15 protein-coding genes are annotated in these 18,446 nt (G+C 64.3%); 10 read left to right on the top strand and 5 right to left on the bottom strand.

The annotated features are described in order from the left end of the window. Nucleotides 1-55 precede the first annotated feature (55 nt). The 4 genes from O3299_RS03920 (at nt 56) to O3299_RS03935 (ending at nt 4,084) form a co-directional block, all read left to right on the top strand. The gene (locus O3299_RS03920; RefSeq protein WP_305053168.1) at nt 56-898 is read left to right on the top strand and encodes a tetratricopeptide repeat protein; all 843 of its coding nucleotides are present in this window, start codon (nt 56-58) and stop codon (nt 896-898) included. Continuing rightward, nucleotides 895-1,881, top strand: coding sequence for a tetratricopeptide repeat protein (locus O3299_RS03925; protein ID WP_305053167.1), 987 nt, complete (start codon nt 895-897; stop codon nt 1,879-1,881). The genes O3299_RS03920 and O3299_RS03925 overlap by 4 nt, the downstream gene beginning before the upstream one ends. A gap of 68 nt (nt 1,882-1,949) precedes the next feature. Continuing rightward, on the top strand, nt 1,950-3,164 hold the full coding sequence (locus O3299_RS03930) for an AGE family epimerase/isomerase (protein WP_305061562.1): 1,215 nt from the start codon (nt 1,950-1,952) through the stop codon (nt 3,162-3,164). Beyond that, nucleotides 3,161-4,084 carry a carbohydrate kinase gene (locus O3299_RS03935; protein WP_305061563.1) on the top strand — a complete coding sequence of 308 codons (924 nt, stop codon included), beginning with the start codon at nt 3,161-3,163 and terminating at the stop codon, nt 4,082-4,084. Before O3299_RS03930 ends, O3299_RS03935 begins: the two co-directional genes overlap by 4 nt. A gap of 28 nt (nt 4,085-4,112) precedes the next feature. Here O3299_RS03935 and O3299_RS03940 read toward each other — a convergent pair whose 3' ends face one another. Then, nucleotides 4,113-5,207: a LacI family DNA-binding transcriptional regulator gene (locus tag O3299_RS03940; RefSeq protein ID WP_305061564.1), complete on the bottom strand. Its 1,095-nt coding sequence runs from the start codon at nt 5,205-5,207 to the stop codon at nt 4,113-4,115. Next, entirely contained in the window at nt 5,191-7,104 is a 1,914-nt protein-coding gene (locus O3299_RS03945) for a glucokinase (protein WP_099380657.1), read from the bottom strand. Before O3299_RS03945 ends, O3299_RS03940 begins: the two co-directional genes overlap by 17 nt. A 346-nt stretch (nt 7,105-7,450) precedes the next feature. On the opposite strand from O3299_RS03945, the gene O3299_RS03950 reads away from it, so the two are divergent. The 5 genes from O3299_RS03950 (at nt 7,451) to O3299_RS03970 (ending at nt 13,359) form a co-directional block, all read left to right on the top strand. After that, complete coding sequence (locus tag O3299_RS03950) at nt 7,451-8,764, top strand: carbohydrate porin (RefSeq protein WP_099664440.1); 1,314 nt, start codon at nt 7,451-7,453, stop codon at nt 8,762-8,764. Nucleotides 8,765-9,120: 356 nt separating this feature from the next. Further along, nucleotides 9,121-10,374, top strand: coding sequence for an ABC transporter substrate-binding protein (locus O3299_RS03955; protein ID WP_099664439.1), 1,254 nt, complete (start codon nt 9,121-9,123; stop codon nt 10,372-10,374). A 115-nt stretch (nt 10,375-10,489) separates the two neighbouring features. Then, complete coding sequence (locus O3299_RS03960; RefSeq protein WP_010397323.1) at nt 10,490-11,374, top strand: carbohydrate ABC transporter permease; 885 nt, start codon at nt 10,490-10,492, stop codon at nt 11,372-11,374. Continuing rightward, a complete protein-coding gene (locus O3299_RS03965) occupies nt 11,371-12,240 on the top strand; it encodes a carbohydrate ABC transporter permease (RefSeq protein ID WP_034777933.1) in 870 nt (289 codons plus the stop codon). The genes O3299_RS03960 and O3299_RS03965 overlap by 4 nt, the downstream gene beginning before the upstream one ends. A 9-nt stretch (nt 12,241-12,249) precedes the next feature. Then, nucleotides 12,250-13,359 (top strand): ABC transporter ATP-binding protein, encoded by a 1,110-nt coding sequence (locus O3299_RS03970; protein WP_099664438.1) that lies wholly within the window; start codon nt 12,250-12,252, stop codon nt 13,357-13,359. A 70-nt stretch (nt 13,360-13,429) separates the two neighbouring features. Here the strand turns inward: O3299_RS03970 and O3299_RS03975 are convergent, their stop codons facing one another. The 3 genes from O3299_RS03975 to O3299_RS03985 all read right to left on the bottom strand — a co-directional run bounded on the left by O3299_RS03975 (nt 13,430) and on the right by O3299_RS03985 (nt 16,837). Next, nucleotides 13,430-15,085 carry a ParB-like protein gene (locus tag O3299_RS03975; RefSeq protein WP_305061565.1) on the bottom strand — a complete coding sequence of 552 codons (1,656 nt, stop codon included), beginning with the start codon at nt 15,083-15,085 and terminating at the stop codon, nt 13,430-13,432. Between the two features lie 77 nt (nt 15,086-15,162). Further along, on the bottom strand, nt 15,163-16,203 hold the full coding sequence (locus tag O3299_RS03980; RefSeq protein WP_305061566.1) for a ParB/Srx family N-terminal domain-containing protein: 1,041 nt from the start codon (nt 16,201-16,203) through the stop codon (nt 15,163-15,165). An 88-nt stretch (nt 16,204-16,291) separates the two neighbouring features. After that, on the bottom strand, nt 16,292-16,837 hold the full coding sequence (locus O3299_RS03985; protein ID WP_305062944.1) for a TetR/AcrR family transcriptional regulator: 546 nt from the start codon (nt 16,835-16,837) through the stop codon (nt 16,292-16,294). A 228-nt stretch (nt 16,838-17,065) separates the two neighbouring features. Between O3299_RS03985 and O3299_RS03990 the strand changes: the two genes are divergently transcribed. Continuing rightward, nucleotides 17,066-18,445, top strand: a complete 1,380-nt coding sequence (locus O3299_RS03990) for an MFS transporter (RefSeq protein WP_305062945.1) — start codon at nt 17,066-17,068, stop codon at nt 18,443-18,445. Nucleotide 18,446 lies beyond the last annotated feature (1 nt).

Raw genomic sequence — 18,446 nt, forward strand, 5'->3', positions numbered from 1 at the left:
CTGTCTGGCATGGCATCGGCTACCATGCGTGTTTTCTTCTTCCCGACACCTTCGCATGCCCAAGAAACTCCTCTTGCTGATTCCTTTCCTGCTGCCGTTGCCGCTCCTGGCCCAGACCCCGCCCACCTTGCTCGACCTGCAGCTGCTCGCCATCAAGGTCAGGGCGGATGCGGCTAGTCATAGCCCGGAAAGCATCGCCGAATTTGAGCAGGCACGGCGCGTGGCGGAAACGGGCGACGTGGAGGCGCAGCTGGACCTGGCGCGCATGCTGCAGCTGGGCGTCGGCACGCCGCAGGATACGGCACAGTCGATGGCCTGGATACGCAAGTCGGCCGAAGGCGGCTATGCGCCGGCGCAGGCGGCCATGGGGGTGGCCTACACCTTGGGCGGCAAGGTGCCCATCGACCGCGTGCAGGGCGAATACTGGCTGCGCCGGGGCGTGGCGCAGGGCGATGCAGAGGCGCAAACCATCCTGGCGATGGAATACATCGATGGCGACAGCAGTGCCGAAGAGCAGGCGCTGGCCATCACCTGGCTGAAGGCGGCGGCGAACGAGCAGCACTTTGTGCCCGCCTACAATGCGCTGGGCGAGCACCTGATGCGCGCAGCCGTCGATGAACAAGATCGCGGCGAGGCTTTCCACTGGTATTACAGATCGGCGCGTGAAAAGGAGCCGGCCGGCATGCGCAACCTGGCCCGCGCACATGAACTGGGCTTGGGCGTGGCGCAGTCGGACAAGTGGGCCCTGGTCTGGTACGAGCGGGCCGGATGGAGCGGCGACGTGCCCGCCATGCGGCGCATGATCGAGGTATATGTCAAAGGCGAACTGGGAGAACAGGCGAATGCCGAAGACGCGGCCGAATGGCGCGGTAAGCTGGCAGAGAAGGAAAACAAATGAAGACCATCCTGTTGGTATTGAGCTTGGCCCTGGCGCAGCCAGCGTCCACCAACGCACCGCGCCAGCATCCGGCGCTGGTCGAATTCGATATGTCCGGCCTCGATGACATGCGCGCAAGGGTGCGGGCCGTGGTCGACCGTCCTGCCGACCTGTCGCCGGACAAGGTCGCCGCCTTCGGGAAGGCGCGCCTGGCCGCGGAAGGGGGGAATGCGGCTGCCCAGCTGGAGCTGGCGCAGATGCTGCACGGCGGCGAAGGCACGCCGCGCGACGTCGACGCCGGCCTGGCGTGGATGCGGAAATCGGCCGCAGGCGGCTATGGCCCGGCGCAGGCTTTCCTGGGTGTGGCCTACACGCTGGGGCAGGGCATGGCCATCGACCGCAAGCTGGGCGAATACTGGTCGCGCAAGGGCGCCGCGCAAGGCGTGGAGCTGGCCAACTTCACGCTGGCCATGCACTATGAAAATATCCGCAGCAGCCCGGAAGAACAGGCGCACGCGCTGCACTGGCTGAAGTTCTATGCGGAAAACGGCTTCATCCCCGCCTACAATGAAATCGGCTACCGCCTGATGATGACGGCGCAGGACGAGGCGCAGCGCAAGCAGGCATTCACCTGGTACATGCGGGCGGCCAAGGCGCTCGATCCCTCCGGTTTGAACAATGTGGCGTACTCGTATGAAGTGGGGCAGGGCGCGCCGCAGAGCGACGAGGCGGCCCTGGGCTGGTATGAAATGGCCGCCATCGCCAAAAGTCCGCCCGGCCAGACGGGTTTCGCGCGGCTGCTGGAGCAGGGCCGGGGCGGCCCGACCCGGCAAGGGCCGGCGCCCAAGCCCTTCGCGCTGTACCTGCTGGCGGCGAAGCAGGGCGACCTGGAAGCCATCGAACGGCTGGTCAAGGTGTACGATAGGGGCGAGCTGGAACAGGCGGCCGACCCCGCGCAAGCGGCCCTGTGGCGCGAAAAACTCAGGCTGGCCAAGACTCCCTGAGCGGGCATGACGGCGCGGGGACGGCATGCTATCATCATTGTTATCGATAACAATATCATGAGAGACCCATGAATCCCGATTTCCGCTCCAGGGACATGCTCGAAAAGCATATCCAGCACACGATGCACTTTTATCACCCGCGCGCGTTTGACCCGAGCGGCGGCTTTTATCACTTCTTCCTCGATGACGGCACGGTGTACGACGCCAGTACGCGTCACCTGGTCAGCAGCACGCGCTTCATCTTCAATTACGCCATGGCGTACCGCCACTTCGGCGATGACGCTTACCAGGCGGCCCTGCGCCACGGCGTGGCCTTCCTGCGCGACGTGCACCGCGACCCGGCCACGGGCGGCTACGCCTGGCAACTGTCCTGGAAAGACGGCGTCAAGACGGTGGAAGACGGCGCCAATCACTGCTACGGCCTGGCTTTCGTGCTGCTGGCCTATGCGCATGCCTTGCAAGCTGGCGTGACGGAAGCGCGCGCGTATCTGGACGAGACCTTCGAATTGATGGAGCAGCGCTTCTGGCTGCCCGGACACGGCCTGTATGCGGACGTGGCCAGTGCCGACTGGTCCACCCTGGACGGCTACCGGGGTCAGAACGCCAATATGCACGCTTGCGAAGCCATGCTGGCCGCGTTCGAGGCGACGGGCGAAGCGAGATATCTGCACCGCGCCGAAACCCTGGCGCACAACATCACGGTCCGTCAGGCGGGTCTGGCGAACAGCATGATCTGGGAGCACTACAAGCCCGACTGGTCGATCGACTGGGACTATAACCTGCACGACAAGAGCAATATCTTCCGTCCGTGGGGCTACCAGCCCGGCCATTTCACGGAATGGGCCAAGCTGCTGTTGATCATGGAGCGCCACAGCCGGTTCATGGCCGGCCCATCGGACTGGCTGCTGCCGCGTGCGCGCGCCCTGTACGACACGGCGCTGGCCAAGGCCTGGGATGGCGAACATGGCGGCATCCACTACGGTTTCGGCCCGCAGGACGAGATCTGCGACGGCGACAAATACTTCTGGGTGCAGGCGGAAAGCTTCGCGGCGGCCGCCGTGCTGGCCGTGCGCACGGGCGACGAGGCTTACTGGCATAGCTACGACAAGATCTGGGACTACAGCTGGACGCACTTCGTCGACCATGAACACGGCGCCTGGTACCGCATCCTGACGCCTGAAAATCAAAAAATCAGCAACGAGAAAAGCCCGGCCGGCAAGACCGATTACCACACCATGGGCGCCTGCTATGAAGTGCTGAACGTGATCGGCGGTGCAGTATGAGCGCCGCCAATTTCCCACGCTTTGTGTCGGCCGGCGAAGCGCTGACGGACATGCTGCGCACGGGCGCCGACTCCTGGAACAGCCAGGTGGGCGGTTCGACCTGGAACGTGGCGCGCGTGATGGCGCGCCTGGGCGTGCCCAGCGCCTTTGCGGGCGGCGTCAGCCTGGACGTCTTCGGCGACGCTCTGGCGCAGGCGACCGGGGCGGCGGGCCTGGACATGCGCTTCCTGCAGCGCCATGCGAAGTCGCCGCTGCTGGCCATCGTGCATGAACTGCATCCGCCTACCTATTACTTCATCGGCGACGACAGCGCCGACCTGCATTTCGACGCGTCGCTCTTGCCGGCCGGCTGGATGCAGGGGGCGCAATGGGTGCATTTCGGCGGCATCAGCCTGGCGCGCGAACCGCTGGCGGGCAAGTTGGTGGCGCTGGCGCAGGAACTGAAGGCGGCTGGCGTGAAGATCAGCTACGACCCGAATTTCCGCATCATGATGGATGAACGCTACGACGCCACCTTGCGCCGCATGACGCAGCTGGCCGACGTGATCAAGGTGTCGGACGAAGACCTGGCGGGCCTGTTCCGCCATGACGACATCGATGGCGCGTTTGCCACCCTGCGCAGCTGGAATCCGCAAGCCACGTATTTGTATACGCGCGGCGCGCAAGGCGCGGCGCTGTATCGGGGCGAGCAGACATGGCAGGCGGCGCCGCCCGTCATCGAGGTGGTCGATTCGGTGGGGGCGGGCGACGCCAGCATCGGCGGCTTGCTGTACAGCCTGATGTACCGGCCCGAGGCCGATGGCGGCCAGCATTTGCGCTTTGCCGTCGCGGCGGGCGCGGGCGCCTGCCTGGCGGCCGGTGGCGCGCCCCCTTCGGTGGAACTGGTGGAGTCGCTGGTGCAGCGCACTGTGGTGCGCTAAGTGGCGCTCGACGGGTTGGTGGGGGCAGTCACTTCGCGCCCGGAATGTGCCCGACCGGAGCACATTCCCCCGTCGACGCCCGCGCCATCAAGGTGAACGCCATCAAATGATGCGTGGCGGGCGCCGTTTCTCCGGCGCGGCGTTGGCGGATTTCGTCGATGACGAGATTGACGGCGGCGCGCGCCATGTCGGCGATGGGCTGGTGGATGGTGCTCAGCTCGGGCCAGACCGTGGTGGCGACGGGCGTGTCGTCGAAGCCGCACACGCTCAATTCCGTCGGTACCTGCAAGCCCATGCCGTGCGCCACGGCCAGGGTGGCGGCGGCCATGTCGTCGTTGCTGGCGAAGATGGCGCTGGGATGCGGCGCTTGCGCCAGCAGCTGGCGCGCCGCGTCGAGACCCGAACGATACGTAAAGTAACCTTGCGCCACCCTGTGCGGCGCTACCCGCAAACCCGCTTCCCGCATGGCGTCCTCGAAAGCCTGGCGGCGCAGCAGGGCGGGCGTGTGCGCCGGATCGCCCTCGATGAAGCCGATGTCGCGGTGGCCCAGCGCGAGCAAATGGCGCGTCATGGCCAGCGCGCCCTCGTAATCGTCGATGCGTACGGCCGAAACGCCGGGCGAGGGGCGCGCCGTGGCCACGGCGATGGCGGGGATACCCATCCGGTTCAATTGCGCCAGCACTTCCGGCGAATCGCACAGGGGCGGCGGCACGAGGATGCCGTCCACGCCGGCCGCCACCAGGCAATCGATGCCGGCGCGCTGGCTGTCCAGGTCTTCGCAGCGTTCCAGCAGCAACTGGCCGCCGCCCTGGCGGCATTGATCCATGGCGCCAACTAAAAATTCGCTGAGGAAGGCCGCACTCGGATTGCTGTACAACAGGCCGATGCGCAGGGTGCCCGTGCGCGCCGCCCTGGCCGCCAAGTTGGGCTGGTAGTGCAGGCTGGCGACCGCCGCCTCGACCTTGTCGCGCGTGGCCGCGCTGACGCTGGCGCGCCCGTTGATCACGCGCGACACCGTCATGGCCGACACGCCGGCCACGCGCGCCACGTCGTGCACGGTGGCGCCGCTGGCGGCGTCGGAGGAGGTGGGGGCGGCGTGCGCCGCCTTATTCGAGGTGGCCACCGAATTTCAGCTTGCCGCTGATGCGCATGCCATGCAATTGCCCCTCTTCCAGTTCGGCGGCGCTGGTGCGCTGCGCCGTGTCGCGCCGCGCCAATCCCACGGACAGGATATCGAGCATCATCAGCTGCAGCAGGCGCACGATCATGGGCACGAAATTGAGGTTACCTTCCGGGTGGTTCAAGGTCAGCAGCACGTCGGCCAGCTTGGCCAGCGGCGAACCGCTGGCCGTGATCGCCAGCACGCGCGCGCCGCAGCCTTGCGCCACCTTGACGGTGCGCAGCAGGTCGGGCAGGGCGCCGGAACGGGAAATGACCAGCGCCACGTCGCCTGGCTTGAGCATGGCGGCGCTCATTTCCTGCGCCTGCGGGTCGGCAAAGAAGCTGCTGACGATGCCCAGGTTGAGCAATTTGTGCTGCATGTCGTCGGCCACCACGCGGGCGCTGCCCACGGCCAGCAATTCCACGCGCTGCGCGCCGCGCAGCAGTTCGATGGCGGCCGTCAGCGCTTTGACGTCGAGCATGTCGCGCAGGGCCAGCGCGGCCGAGGCGTTATTGCCCAGCACCTTGCGCGCCAGTTCGGCGTCGGAATCCGAGATCTCCACGTGGCAGTGGGCCACCGTGATGGCGCCGCCCGTCAGGCCGGACGCCAGCTTCAATTTGAAGTCGGCCAGGCCCTGCACGCCGATCGAGCGGCAAAAGCGCATCACGGTCGGCTGGCTCACGCCGACGCGCTGGGCGATTTCGGCAATCGGCAGGGTCAGCATGGCGTTCGGCTCCTTCAAGACCCAGTCGGCCACCTTGCACTCCGAGGGGCTCATCCTGCCGCGCGCCTGGCGCACGGATTCGAGCACGGGCGCGCCGGAATGGGCGCGCTTGAGCTTTTGCGCCAGGATGGCGGCGATGCCGAGGAAAGTCGGCAGTTCGGCCGTGATCAGAAAGGTGGGAATCTGCGCCAGGTATTCGTTCAGGCGGCCCTTTTGCTCGAAGCGGGCGCGGAACTGCGACTGTTCGAACAGGGGCCCCAGGCGCGGCACGATGCCCCCGCCTATATAGATGCCGCCCAGCGCGCCCAGGGTCATGGCCACGTTGCCAGCGATGGAGCCGAGGATGGCGCAGAAGCAGTCCACCGCTTCGAGGCACACGTCGCATTCATTGTTCAGGGCGCGGCTGGTGATTTCGGCTGCCAGCAGCGGCAGCGCATCGGGCTTGCCGGCGCGCTCGGACAGGGCGCGGTAGATCAGTTCCAGGCCGCGCCCGGAAGCGAGGCGTTCGGCCGAGACGTGCGACAGTTCGCGCCAGGCGAAGGACAGCACGTCCATCTCGCGCTGGTCGCAGGGCGCGAAGCTGACGTGGCCCCCTTCGCTGCCCAGCGCGATCCAGCGGTCTTCGGCGGGGATCATGCCCGACACGCCCAGGCCTGTGCCCGAACCGAGCAGGCCGATGACGCTGTCGGCGCGCGCCATGCCGCCGCCGATCTGCAGGCGCTGGTCGGGCCGCAGATAGGGCAGGGCCATGGCCAGCGCCGTGAAGTCATTCACCACCAGCAGGGTGTCGAGGCCCAGCGTGGCGCGCATGGCCTCGATCGAGAAGAACCAGTGATGGTTCATCATGCGGATATTGTCGTCGTCGATGGGATTGGCGATGGCGATGGCCGCATGGCGCACGCGCGCCGAACCGGCGGCGCGCGCTTCGCTGCTATCCATATAGGCGGTGATGGCGTCGAGCAGCGACGCGTAGTCGTCGCAGGGCAGCACGGCGACCGCTTCCAGGTGGCCCTGGCGCGTTTCGAGCACGAAGCGGGCGTTGGTGCCGCCGATGTCGGCCAGCAAGCGCGGCCCTTCACTGAAACGCTCCGCCGGATCGCTGCCTGCTACTTCCATTTTTTCATCTATTTTCATGGCGGTGCCTAGTCTCGTCTGCGTGCGCTGTCTTGGCGGCGCACTGTCGTTATGGCAAAAACCAAGGATTTTAATTCGTATACGTGCCGCGTGCCGAAAAATGCGGGACGCCTGCATAAATGCTTGTCCGCAGTGCCGGAAACGGGCGGCGCCGGCGGAAAAAACAGGGCAGTCAACGCGCCTGTCGGTACGCAAATAAAGTGTCGCAGAGTAGTCGTAGGATTACAACATAATATGTTGATATTTGTTCGTAGTATAGTTACTATGTCCCTGCTGGAAAGAATTCTGGCCAGTACATTCGGCCACGAATGACTAGATAAAAAATAAATTACTGAGGAGACTTACCATGCTGCATCGCACCATGTTGAAGGCCGTGTTGAAAACGCTGCCAGCTGCCATCGTCTTAGCCATCGCCAGCGGTTCCGCTGCCGCCGACCCGATGTACCCATCCGATTCCGAAGGCTTCCACGGCTACCTGCGCGCCGGCGCTGGCAGCAATACATCGGGCGACGGAGGTTCGCAAGGCTGCTTCGGCCTGGGTGGCAATACCATGAAATACCGTCTGGGCAATGAGTGCGACGCCTATACGGAATTCGGCTACACCAAGTCCATCGCCAAGTCCGGCGGCGTGAACTACCTGGCCACCATCTGGGTCAACGCTTATGCGCCAAACTCGGATTTCGGCGACAACAAGCTGGGCATCGTCAAGGCCTACGTCGAAGCGCAGGGACTCGATTTCCTGAACGGCGGCACGGCCTGGATCGGTAAACGCTTCTACTACCGTCCTGACATCCACATGTTGGACTTGCAATACATCAATATGAACGGCACGGGGGCCGGCCTGGACCGCATTCCTGCTGGTCCTGGTAAATTCTCGTATGCCTTCTTCAAGGACAACGATTTCAATAAGTTCGATGACAGCCTCGGCACGATCAGCGGCAAGCCGGGCGCCTTGCTCGGCACCCGTTCGGCCGTGCGCCAGAACTTCATCTACGGCGAGATTCCCGTCAATGAAAACGGCACGCTGGACCTGGCCGCGACCTACATCATCGGTGAAGGCAAGGATAACGACTTGTACGGCAAGAAACACAATGGCTGGCAGCTGTCGGCCTTCCACCGTCAAGGTAAAGTGTTTGGCGGCGGCAACACCTTCGGCGTGCAGTACGGCGTCGGTCCCGGCACGGGCAAGGGCGCGCAGTTCGGCGCTTCGGGCGACACCAGTTTCGGTTCGGACGTGAAACGCACGCGTATCTTCAATGACATGGCGATCCAGCCGATGGCCAACTTCGGCATGGAATTCGTTGCCCTGTGGCAAAAAGACGAGTCGAACGCCAACGGTTCCTCGACCTGGACCTCGGTTGGCGTGCGCCCTGTGTACGCATTCACCGACAACTTCAAGCTGGTGGGCGAACTGGGCACGGACCGCGTGACGCAAGCGGGCGGCCTGCCGGCCAAGCGCCTGACCAAGCTGACCATCGCGCCGACGATCTCGGCCGGTCCTGGCCTGTGGTCGCGTCCTGAACTGCGCGCTTTCGTGACCTACGGCAAATGGAACGATGCGGCCACCGCCTCGGTCAATGCGTCGAACAACGGCGGCCCGATCTACAACAACAATACCAGCGGCACCTCTTACGGTTTCCAAGTGGAAACCTGGTTCTAAACACCGAACCAAACCTGCTGCGCGGCGCGCTTTGCGGCCTGCGATGCTCACCGTGCTCTAGCACGGTTGCGCTTCTTAGCCACAAATCACTGCCGCTCGCGACGGTTTTGTTCAGTGTTGATGTTTGTAATGCAGATCAACCTGGCGCATCCTTCGCGGATGCGTTTTTGGCGCCGTCCCGTGATATAAATGCAATGTAGTCGTTTCATGGATCACGGCGCCGTCTTTACACCAAGATGATGCCCGTTTGCAAGCGGGTCTGAGCACAAGAGCGCCGGTACAGGCGCAGATTTCACCTTTTTCGGCCCCCGTATGCCGAAGCCCCCTAAAAGCTTGATCAAAAAAGGAATGTGGAGATGAAACTGAAATTCAAGATTACCCAACTGGCCGCGTTGACCACCCTGGCATTCGCCGGCAGCGCCTTTGCGACCGACGTGGAAGTGTTGCACTACTGGACCTCCGGCGGCGAAGCGAAGTCCGTGGGCCAGTTGCAGCAAATCGTGAAGGAAAGCGGCTTCGGCTGGAAAGACTTCGCCGTGGCCGGTGGCGCTGGCGAAAACGCCGCGACCGCGCTGAAAACCCGCGTCATTTCCGGCAACCCGCCAACGGCCGCCCAGATCAAGGGCCCGTCGATCCAGGAGTGGGGCGCGGAAGGCGTGCTGGCCAATATCGATGATGCCGCCATTCCAGGCAAATGGGATGCCGTGCTGCCGAAAGTCGTCGCCGACATCATGAAATACAAGGGCCACTACGTTGCCGCCCCTGTCAACGTCCACCGCGTCAACTGGATGTGGGTCAACCCGGAAGTGCTGAAAAAAGCCGGCGTGGCCACCACCCCGACCACCTGGGATGCGTTCTTCGACGCGGCCGAGAAAATCAAGAAATCGGGCGGCATCGCGATCGCCCACGGCGGCCAGCCATGGCAGGACGCCACCGTGTTTGAATCCGTCGCGCTGGGCGTGGGCGGCACGGAATTCTACAAGAAGGCCATCCTCAAGCTGGACCAGAAGGAATTGACCGGCCCGACCATGCTCAAGGTGTTCGACACCCTGGGCAAGGTGAAGACCTACATCGACAAGGATGCGGCAGGCCGCGACTGGAACCTGGCGACCGCCATGGTCATCAACAACAAGGCCGGCTTCCAGTTCATGGGCGACTGGGCCAAGGGCGAGTTCACGGCCGCAGGCAAGGTGCCGGGCAAGGACTACCTGTGCGTGGCCGCTCCTGGCACGGACAAGGCCTACACCTTCAACATCGATTCGTTTGCCATGTTCACGCAAAAGGATGCGAATGCGAAGAAAGGACAGATCGCCCTGGCCAACGCCATCATGAATCCGAAGTTCCAGTCGATCTTCAACCTGAACAAGGGTTCCATCCCCGTGCGTTCCGGCGTATCGAAGGACAAGTTTGACGCTTGCGCCCTGAAATCGATGGAAGACATGGACGCCACCAACAAGAACGGCGGCCTGGTGCCATCGTTCGCCCACGGCATGGCGCTGGCATCGGCCACGCAAGGCGCCGTGACCGACGTCATCGCCAAGTTCATGAACACCAACATGAGCTCGAAAGACGCGGTTGCTGCATTGGCCAAAGCGGCAAAAGTGAAGTAATCACGACGGCGCCGGCACTCCCGCCGGCGCCCTCTGCATCGCATGCATCGCAGGCGTCCGCCCTGGCATTCGTCCAGGCCGGCGCCACACGCAGTTCTACTTCTACGGCTGTCCTATGTCCATACGCAAGCAATTCGACCGATGGATACCGCAGATGGTGCTGGGCCCCACGCTCATCGCCAGCTTGGTATTCGTCTATGGTTTTATCTTTTTGACCGGTTGGCTGTCGCTGACCGAATCGCGGCTGATGCCGAACTACGAGTTCGCCGGCCTGGTGCAATACGTCGAGCTGTTCGACAACGAGCGCTGGTGGACCTCGCTCAAGAACCTCGGCATCTTCGGTGTCCTGTTCATCGGTTGCAGCATCGCCATCGGCCTGTTCCTGGCCATCCTGCTGGACCAGAAAATCCGCGCCGAAGGCGCGCTGCGCGCCATCTACCTGTATCCGATGGCGCTGTCCTTCATCGTCACCGGCACGGCGTGGAAATGGATGCTCAATCCCAGCCTGGGCCTGGAAAAGGTCATGCACGACTGGGGCTGGACCTCGTTTACCTTCGACTGGCTGGTCAATTCCGACATGGCCATCTACACGGTGGTGATCGCCGGCGTGTGGCAATCGTCGGGCTTCGTCATGGCGCTGTTCCTGGCGGGCCTGCGCGGCATCGATGATGAAATCATCAAGGCGGCGCAAGTCGATGGCGCATCCCTGCCGACGATCTACTGGCGCATCGTGATTCCCGCCATGCGTCCCGTGTTCTTCAGCGTGCTGCTGATCCTCGCGCATATCGCCATCAAGAGCTTCGACCTGGTCATCGCACTGACGGCTGGCGGACCTGGCAATTCGTCGTCCGTGCCGGCCATCTTCATGTACCAGTTTTCCTTCACCCGCGGCCAGCTGGGCCTGGGCTCGGCATCGGCAATGATGATGCTGGCCACCATCGTGGCCGTGCTCGTGCCGCTGATGTACCTGGAAACGCGCAGCGCAAAGGCGATGAGATGACACCTACACGCAATAATCGCCTCACCCTCGGACGGGTGGTTGTATATCTGCTGCTGATCCTGTTTGCGGTGTACTACATCGTGCCCCTGTACGTGACCCTGTCGACGTCGTTCAAGTCGCTCGACGAGATCCGCAGCGGCAACCTGCTGGCACTGCCGCATGTGTGGCAGTTCGATTCCTGGTCCAAGGCCTGGTCCTCGGCCTGCACGGGCGTCACCTGCGACGGCATGCAGCCGTTCTTCTGGAACTCGATCAAGATGGTGATTCCCGCCGTGCTGATCTCGACCTTCCTGGGCGCCTTCAACGGCTACGTGTTCGCGCACTGGCGCTTCCGCGGTTCGGAAATCCTGTTTGCCGCCTTGCTGGTGGGCTGCTTCATTCCGTTCCAGGTGGTGATCCTGCCGATGGCGCGCCTGCTGGGCGAATTCGGCCTGGCCAATACGACTACCGGCCTGGTCTTCGTGCACGTGGTGTATGGCACGGCGTTCACGACCCTGTTCTTCCGTAACTACTATATCGGCGTGCCGGAAGAATTGATCAAGGCGGCCCGCATCGACGGCGCCGGCTTCTTCTTGATCTTCCGCAAGATCGTGCTGCCGATTTCGGGTCCGATTTTCGTCGTCTGCATCATCTGGCAATTCACGCAGATCTGGAACGACTTCCTGTTCGGTATCGTCTTCGCCAGCGGCGATTCGCAGCCGATCACGGTGGGCTTGAACAACCTGGTCAACACGTCCACGGGCGTGAAGGAATACAACGTCAACATGGCGGCCGCGGTGATTGCCGCGCTGCCGACCCTGCTGGTCTATCTGGTCGCAGGCCGTTATTTTGTGCGCGGTCTGACCGCAGGCGCAGTCAAAGGTTAAGGAAAGAATATGTCCAGTTTATCGATACGCAGCATCCGCAAGGTGTACACGAATGGCGTCGAAGTCCTCAAGGGCATCGACATCGAGATCAAGGATGGCCAGTTCCTGATCCTCGTCGGCGGCTCCGGCTCCGGCAAGTCGACCTTGCTCAACATGGTGGCCGGCCTGGAAAGCGTCACTTCCGGCGAAATCCTCATCGACGGCAAGGTGGTCAACGACCTGCCGCCGAAGGACCGCGACATCGCCATGGTGTTCCAGTCGTATGCGCTGTACCCGTCGATGACGGTGCGCGAAAACATCGCGTTCGGCTTGAACGTGAAAAAAGTGCCGAAGGCGGAGCAGGAGGAAATCGTCGCCCGCGTCGCCGAAACCCTGCAGATCACGCACTTGCTGGACCGCCGCCCGGCGCAGCTGTCCGGTGGCCAGCGCCAACGGGTCGCCATGGGCCGCGCCATTTCGCGCAAGCCGTCGCTGTTCCTGTTCGACGAACCGCTGTCGAACCTGGACGCCAAGCTGCGCGTGGAAATGCGCGCCGAGATCAAGCTGCTGCACCAGCGCCTGAAGGCCACCATCGTCTACGTCACGCATGACCAGATCGAAGCGATGACCATGGGCGATTTGATCGCCGTCATGAAGGATGGGGTGGTGCAGCAACTGGGCACGCCGCAGGAAATCTACGATAATCCGGCGAATTTGTTCGTGGCCGGCTTCATCGGCTCGCCATCGATGAACTTCATCACCGTCAAGCCCGTCGTCGAAGGCAATGAGGTGTTTGTCGCCATCGAGAACGCAGGCAAGAGCATGCGCCTGGCCCTGCCGTTCGCCACCGACAAGCTGCGCAGCTATGCGGGCCGCGACGTGATCCTGGGCGTGCGCCCGGAGCAGATCACGGACATGAGCAGCGCGCACGGCGACGTGGGCCAGGAACTGGGTTGCCTGATCGACCTGGTCGAGCCGACCGGCCCGGATACGCTGCTGACGACGCGCCTGAACGGTGCCGCCGTGACTTGCCGCACGCATCCGCGCGAAGCCGTGCTGCCAGGACAGACGATGCAGCTGTCGTTCAACCTGTCGAAAGCGGCCCTGTTCGATCCGGAGAATGGTGAACGCATCGCGTAAGCGACGTTGCCCATAAAAACGGCCCGCCTGTCAGCTGACAGGCGGGCCGTTGTCGTTTGCGCCGCCGAGATTATTTCGGCAGCGCTTTCTTGTAGGCGATGGAGTAGCTCAGCTTGCCCGTCGGCGTGACCAGGTCGTCCAGCGCGGCCTGGCTGAAGACGCCCGTCCAGCCCAGGGTTTGCGCCGTCACGCCGCGGCTGACGATATCGTTCGCCTTCAGGCCCGCCATCGCCGTCGATGCGCTCTTGATGGTGGCCATGTAGCTGGCAACGTCGCGCGTGTCGGTCTTGGCCAGGTCGATGCCGGGCTGCGTGCGCAGCCAGTCGGCCCAGTAGAATTCGAGGAATTCCGTGGCCGTCGATGGCACCACGTAGCCGGCGTCGCGCGTGAAGTAGACGAGCGAGCGGTACGGGTCGTTGCCCAGCGACTTCAAACCGATGGACGCGGGCAGCTGGCTGGTGGCGATGGCCTTGTTGCCGCCATCCTTCAGCCAGACCTTGTTGACCTTCTTCATCTGCGCCCAGAAATCGTATTCACTGAGCTTGCTGAAATTGTCCGTCACCTTGACCCACACTTTCAACTGCAGGTTCTGGCCATTGTCGGCATCCCGGAAGGCGCTGAACGTGTGGTGGCCGTCCGTCAGGTACAGGGTGCCGTTCGGGCCGATGACGACCGTCTTCATGTCGCCCGGCTTGGTGCCCACGGCGGACTTGCACTGGAACGCGGCCGGTGGATTGCTCAGGGTGGCGCCGGCCACGTTGGCCGTCTTGCTCACCACATCGTCCTGGCCGTTGGCTTCGCACAGTTCGGCGAATTTCTTCGGCTTGTTGGTCTTGGCCATGACCAGGTCTTCCGCGCCGTAGCGGCCCAGCTTGTAGTAGATCTGATCGTAGCCGACGGCTGGCTGCGTGGGATGCAGTTCGTCGAGCGACACTTGCAGGAAGACGGGCGCCGCATCGGTGCCGGCAACCGTGGCGGCCAGTACTTGCTGGCGCGCGCTGAGCACGGGCGGCGTTTCCAGCACGCTCTTGCCGGTGGCGAGCGGCGCGCCGCCATCGATGATTTGCGCGACGATGCTGCCGCTGGCATTGACGATGTCGATATCCGTGCCGCTCTGTTTTACCTGCAGGTTGTCGAGCAGGACGTCAGCCGGATCCTTGCTGTTCGGCGTCAGGGCGCCATTGACGAAGTCGTAGTTGGCCGCCATGCCCAGGGTTTGCAGGGGCGCCGCCAGGGCCGTGCCCAGCTGCGTCTGCGCCGTTTGCAGCCTGGCCGCATCGATGGCGGCCAGGCTGGCGGGAGACGCGCTCGAGGGGATGCTGCCCAGCAGCTGCATGGCGATGACGGAGGTGAGCGGCGTCAGGTTGACGGCGCTTTCCTTCAGCGACAGCGCGTACAGGGTGGTGCCGCCTGCCGGCGTGACGGAGACGAGGAAGGGCGCCTTCGCCGCAGCAGCCAGGGTGATGGCCACTTTGCCTGTCGCGTCCGTGGTGCCGCTGCCGACGACATTCTTGCCGGCGTCGAGCACGGAGACGGAAGCATTCGCCACGGCCTTGCCGGTGGCCGCTACCACGTTCAGGGTGCGTGCCGGGGTGACGGGATCCACCGGGGCGACGGGCGCCGTGGTGTCGCGATAGTCTGTGCCGCCACAGGCGGCCAGGCTGGCGCCCAGTGCGAGGGCGATGGCAATCGATAAGGTACTGCGGCGGATGCTGTGCTTGTACATGGTGTCCCGTGATGTCGGCCTGAAAAGTGCCGACATGCTAGCGGGCGCAGATGTCAGGATGATGACACGCCTGGATGTTACTGACGCAGCAGCGACTTGCGGTAGTCGATGGCGTAGCCCAGCTTGCCCTTGTCTTCGGTCAGTTCGTCGAACGCTGCGTGGTCGACTTTGCGCAGGGCGCCAAGGTCCGCCGCGCGCTTGCCGCCGCTGACGAGCTCCGCCGGTTGCAGCGCCACCATCGCCTGCGCCGCCAGCAGGATGGTGCTGGCATACACGGCGGGATCGAGCAGGTCGACACGCGCCAGGTCCAGCGCCGGTTTGCGGCGCAGCCAGTCGGCCCAGTAGAATTCGAGAAATTCCGTGGCCTGGCCGGGCGGCTTGTAGCCGATCTCGCGCGTAAAGTACACGAGCGAGCGGTAGGGATCGTCGCCCAGGGATGCGAGGCCGATGGCGGACGGCAACTGCTGCGGCGTGATGGCCTGGTTCCGGCCGTTTTTCAGCCATACCTTGTTTTCCGCGCGCATGCGGGCCCAGAAGGCCGTTTCGCCCAGCGCGCTGAAATTATCGCTGACCTTGACCCACACCTTGAGTTGGTGGTTGCGCCCGTCATCGGCATCCCAGAAAGTTGAAAACGTGTGGTGGCCATCGGTCAGGTACAAGGTGCCGCGCGGGCCGATGACGACAGTCTTCATGTCGTCGGGACGGCTGCCCACGGCTGCCTTGCAGCGGTAGCCGGGCGGTGGCGTGGCCAAGGTGGCGCCGGCGACATTGGCCGTGCCGGGCAAGACGTCGCCCTGGCCATTGGCTTCGCACAGGTCGGCGAATTTCTTTGGCTTGGCGATGTCGGCGATATGTTTTTCTTCGGCCGCATAGCGTCCCAGCTTGTAGTACACCTGGTCGTAGCCGATGGCCGGCTGGGTCGGATGCAGTTCATCGAGGCGCACCTGCAGGATGCGCGGATGGGCGGCGCTGCCCGTGACGGTCGCCATCAGCGCCTGCTGGCGCGCACTGAGGGCGGGCGCGACGGCAGCATCGCGGGCCAGTGCCGGCGGCAGGAAGGCTGCAAGGCAGGCCAGGGCCAGCAGCAGGGCGGGGATGCGGGAAAGAATCCGGTTCATTGCCTGTGTCTCCAATCGATACAGTATGGATGACGCCAGGCGCCGTGGTTTGATGCCGCGCAGGAGTGGTTCACATCGCTGGGCGCCGTCAGCGGCCCAGCATGCGCAGGCAGGCGTCGGCCACGTCGGCGGCGAAGGCGCTGCTGTCCTGTAACTGTGCGGCGATGGCGTCGTCCGTTACGCCATGCACGGCCGAGTAAATCATCAGGGCCGCCAGGCGCGGCTGCGGCAAAGGCCAGGTGCCGGCCGCCGCGCCGCCCGCCAGGATGGCGCCCAGCTGGGCCAGGATGGCGTTCTTGTCGGGATTGTCCGCGGGGGCGATGCCGATGCTGCGCCGGTGGCTCGTGTAGACGATGTCGTGCAATTGCCAGGTGCGCAGGTAAGTGGCCACATTCGCCTGCACCCACGCGCGCAGCCGGCCTTCCCAGTCGCCGGGCATGCACAGGTCGACGGCCGTTTCCAGGCTGGCCAGGAAGTGCTGCGTATAGCGTCCGGCCAGCGCCGCCAGCATCTCGTGCTTGGATGGAAAATAGTGATAGAACGTGCCTTTCGCCACGCCGGCCAGGGTGGTGATGTCGCTGACGGTGGTCGCTTCCACGCCCTTGTCGAGAAACAGGCGCTCGGCGGCGGCCATCAATTCATCGAGGCGCACTTCGGCAGGCTTGGTGCGCGGGCGAACGGGGGCCGGCGCGGCGGCGGCATCGGGCAGGGCGGGGTTGGCGTGTCGTGTCGTGGTCATGCGCCCAGTATAAGTGAAGCGCGGGCGTCGCCCAAGCGTCCGCGTGCACACGATTAGCTTTTAATTGACCGACGGTCAGTCGATGGTTATGATGAAGGCGAACTCATGAATTGGAGACACGCCATGCAGCGCTATCGCCGCGCGGCCCTGGTGGCCGCCGCCTACCTGGGCACTTTTCTCGCCTCGCTCGACATCAGCATCGTCAATGTGGCTTTGCCCACCCTGCAAACGGCGCTGGCGACGGATATGGCGGGTTTGCAGTGGGTGGTCAACACCTATGCGCTGTGCCTGTCGGCCTGCATGCTGTCCGCCGGACCGCTGGGCGACCGGCATGGGCACAAGCGCATCTGGCTGCTGGGCGTGGCCCTGTTTACGGCCGGTTCGCTGCTGTGCGCCCTGGCGGCCGGCCTGCCGCTGCTGCTGGCGGGCCGGGCCGTGCAGGGCATCGCGGGGGCCTTGCTGATTCCCGGCGCCATGCCGATATTGAGCCACGCGTTTGCCGACCCGCGCGAACGGGCGCACGTGATCGGCGGCTGGTCGGCTTTCAGCGCGCTGGCGCTGATCCTGGGACCGCTGCTGGGCGGCATGCTGCTGGAGGCCACGGGCTGGCAAAGCATCTTCCTGATCAACCTGCCGCTGGGAGTGCTGGCCGTGCTGCTGGGCGCCTGGGGCATGACGGAACGCCATTACCGGGAACAGGCGACGCTGGACCGGACGGGACAGGTGCTCAGCATCGTCTGGCTCGGTGCGCTCACCTACGGCTTGATCGCGCTGGGCGAGGTGGACGGACCGGGCGGCATGGCTGCCTGGCCATCGCTGGGCGTGGCGCTGCTGGCCTTCGTCGCCTTCCTGGCTGTCGAAGCGCGCGCGCCACGTCCCCTGTTGCCCTTGCGGCTGTTTTGCGACCGGACCTTTGCGTTGATCAACCTGGCGTCGCTGGTGCTGGGGTTTGCCTGCTACAGCAGCCTGTTCTTTTTCTCGCTGTACCTGCAGCAAATCCAGGGCTGGCCGGCGGGCGCCAGCGGCTGGCGCATGTTGCCGCAGTTCGCAGCCATGGGCGTCGTTTCCCTCTGTTTCGGCCGCCTCAGCCGCCATTTGTCGCTGCGGCGAATGATGCTGGCTGGCTATGTGCTGGCGGGTCTGGTGCTGCTGGCGACGGCGACCTTGGCGCCGCGGACGCCCTACGCCATCGTCGGCAGCCTGTTCGGCTTGCTGGGCCTGGCGATGGGCCTGGCCGTGCCGGCCACCGGTTTGCTGGTGATGGCATCCGTGCGTGGCGAGCAAGCCGCCATGGCTTCGGCCATCATGAATGCCTTGCGCCAGGCGGGCATGACCCTGGGCGTGGCAGTGCTGGGTAGCGTGATGAGCTTGCGCGCCGCCGCTTTGCTGGAGCGGGCGGGGCAGGTTGCCGCCCTGGCAGCCGGTTTTCAGCTGGCCATGCTGCTGGCGGGGCTGGCGTGCCTGGCCGTGGCCTTGCCGCTGTACTGGCTGCCGCCGAAGTAAG

The sequence above is a fragment of the Janthinobacterium sp. SUN176 genome (genome assembly GCF_030587335.1).
In the GTDB taxonomy this organism is placed as follows: domain Bacteria; phylum Pseudomonadota; class Gammaproteobacteria; order Burkholderiales; family Burkholderiaceae_D; genus Janthinobacterium; species Janthinobacterium kumbetense.

What these genes read in the sequence shown, in the direction of transcription:
- O3299_RS03930 (WP_305061562.1), top strand. Translation starts at nt 1,950, where the DNA reads ATGAATCCCGATTTCCGCTCCAGGGACATGCTCGAAAAGCATATCCAG.
- O3299_RS03975 (WP_305061565.1), bottom strand. Translation starts at nt 15,085, where the DNA reads ATGTACAAGCACAGCATCCGCCGCAGTACCTTATCGATTGCCATCGCC.
- O3299_RS03980 (WP_305061566.1), bottom strand. Translation starts at nt 16,203, where the DNA reads ATGAACCGGATTCTTTCCCGCATCCCCGCCCTGCTGCTGGCCCTGGCC.
- O3299_RS03945 (WP_099380657.1), bottom strand. Translation starts at nt 7,104, where the DNA reads ATGAAAATAGATGAAAAAATGGAAGTAGCAGGCAGCGATCCGGCGGAG.
- O3299_RS03950 (WP_099664440.1), top strand. Translation starts at nt 7,451, where the DNA reads ATGCTGCATCGCACCATGTTGAAGGCCGTGTTGAAAACGCTGCCAGCT.
- O3299_RS03990 (WP_305062945.1), top strand. Translation starts at nt 17,066, where the DNA reads ATGCAGCGCTATCGCCGCGCGGCCCTGGTGGCCGCCGCCTACCTGGGC.
- O3299_RS03955 (WP_099664439.1), top strand. Translation starts at nt 9,121, where the DNA reads ATGAAACTGAAATTCAAGATTACCCAACTGGCCGCGTTGACCACCCTG.
- O3299_RS03970 (WP_099664438.1), top strand. Translation starts at nt 12,250, where the DNA reads ATGTCCAGTTTATCGATACGCAGCATCCGCAAGGTGTACACGAATGGC.
- O3299_RS03925 (WP_305053167.1), top strand. Translation starts at nt 895, where the DNA reads ATGAAGACCATCCTGTTGGTATTGAGCTTGGCCCTGGCGCAGCCAGCG.
- O3299_RS03935 (WP_305061563.1), top strand. Translation starts at nt 3,161, where the DNA reads ATGAGCGCCGCCAATTTCCCACGCTTTGTGTCGGCCGGCGAAGCGCTG.
- O3299_RS03960 (WP_010397323.1), top strand. Translation starts at nt 10,490, where the DNA reads ATGTCCATACGCAAGCAATTCGACCGATGGATACCGCAGATGGTGCTG.
- O3299_RS03920 (WP_305053168.1), top strand. Translation starts at nt 56, where the DNA reads ATGCCCAAGAAACTCCTCTTGCTGATTCCTTTCCTGCTGCCGTTGCCG.
- O3299_RS03965 (WP_034777933.1), top strand. Translation starts at nt 11,371, where the DNA reads ATGACACCTACACGCAATAATCGCCTCACCCTCGGACGGGTGGTTGTA.
- O3299_RS03985 (WP_305062944.1), bottom strand. Translation starts at nt 16,837, where the DNA reads ATGGCCGCCGCCGAGCGCCTGTTTCTCGACAAGGGCGTGGAAGCGACC.